Here is a 1,628-nt window from a genome sequence, read left to right on the forward strand (position 1 = left end):
AGGCAGTGCGCTGCGCCGGGGCCGCACCGGGTTGCCGACGCTGACGACGCCGTCATCGAGCGCAAGGTGCACCGGCAACGGCTCGGTGGTGCTGGCCTGGTTGTGCTTGACCGCGTTTTCGAGCAGGCCCTGCAAGGCCAGCGGCACGATGAGCCAACGCGATGCCACCGCCGCCAGGGCATCGGCGCCCAGCAGCGGCATCGCGTCGCCGAACCGCAATTCGAGCAGCCGGTGATAGTGGCGCACGAAGGCCAGTTCGTCGCCGAGTGGCACCAGATCGTGCTGACGGCTGTCGAGCACGTAGCGGTACACCTCCGCCAGGGTGTCGCAGAACTCGCGCGCGCGCCCGACGTCTTGCGCGATGAGGTGGCCGAGTGTGTTCAGGCTGTTGAAAAGGAAGTGCGGGTCGACCTGGGCTTTGAGCGCGGCCAGCTCGGCCTGGGTCCGCGCGCGCTCGAGCCGCTCCACCCGCATCAGGTCGGATTCGCGTTCGCGGATCAGGAAGATCGTCTCGTAGGCGTGGGTCACGAACAGGACGCAGATCACGTTGGTCAGCACGACCAATTGCAGCGCGTTGGCATCCACCGGCAGCGCGGCAACAGAGAACCAGGCCAGCAGGCCGAGCGCGGTGATCGGTGCCGTGTACAGCACGTTGGCCGCCACCACCATCATCAACTTGCGCCACGGGGTGTTGAACCAGTCGAAGTGCTCGCGCTGCTTGAACAGCAGCCAGCGGTTGCCCAGCCAGATGGCCGCCGCGAGCGCAATGAAACCGACCGTGCCCGCCCAGTACATGCCCTGTCGGGGCGTCAACGGGCCGTAGAGCCCGGTCAGCCAGGGGATCGACAGCCCGAAGGCGAAGATGCCCACCACCATCACCGGCCGGTCGTCCAACTGGACCGGTGTCTGCGCTTGCCGGCCATCGGGTAGATGCGGCAGGTGCGGCGAGTTCGGCGGCGAGATGTCGACCTTGAGCACGTGTTTTTCCGGGTTCGGCCAGCGACGGGTGGCGTGGGTGGCGCTGCGCCGGCAGGCTGTGAAGCCTCAACACTAACGCGAGCCGAGCACCATGGAGCCTGTCCATTTCAATTTCGCCGCCATATTCGTGGCTGCCCTGCTGAGCTTCGCCCTGGGCGGGCTGTGGTATTCGCCGCTGTTGTTTGCAAAGGCCTGGATGAACGAGGCTGGCCTGAGCGAGCAGAAGACCCGCGACGCGCCGATGGGGCGGATCTTTGGCCTGGCTGGGCTGGCCTCGCTGGTCATGGCCTTCAACCTGGCGGCCTTCATCGGGCCGAAAGCCAGCCTCGGCTTCGGCCTGTTTGCCGGCGCCGCGGCGGCGATCGGTTGGGTGGCCATGTCGCTGGGCGTGATCTATCTGTTCGAGCAGCGATCCTTGAAGCTRTGGCTCATCAACAGCGGCTACCAGATGCTCGCCTACACGCTGATGGGGGGCGTGCTCGGCGTCTGGAAATAGGGTAGGGCTGCCATGAATGCGACCGGTGAKACAGCCAATCGCCCGACGCACACACCGATCGCCGAGCCACCAAAAACCCGCACGCGTTGCCACGTGCGGGTTCAACCTGCAGCCCGACGAGTCGGGCCCCCAACAACGCCACTCAGTGTTGGTA

2 protein-coding genes are annotated in these 1,628 nt (G+C 66.1%); one reads left to right on the plus strand and one right to left on the minus strand.

From position 1 onward, the window contains the following. On the minus strand, window positions 1–978 hold a 978-nt coding region (locus AC1DYI_RS34965; protein WP_477208691.1), incomplete at its 3' end, for a sensor histidine kinase. Window positions 979–1,069: 91 nt separating this feature from the next. Here AC1DYI_RS34965 and AC1DYI_RS34970 point away from each other — a divergent pair. After that, window positions 1,070–1,474, plus strand: coding sequence for a DUF1761 domain-containing protein (locus tag AC1DYI_RS34970; protein ID WP_477208692.1), 405 nt, complete (start codon window positions 1,070–1,072; stop codon window positions 1,472–1,474). Window positions 1,475–1,628: the final 154 nt, after the last annotated feature.

This window comes from Ideonella sp. P3_A4 (genome assembly GCF_056403075.1).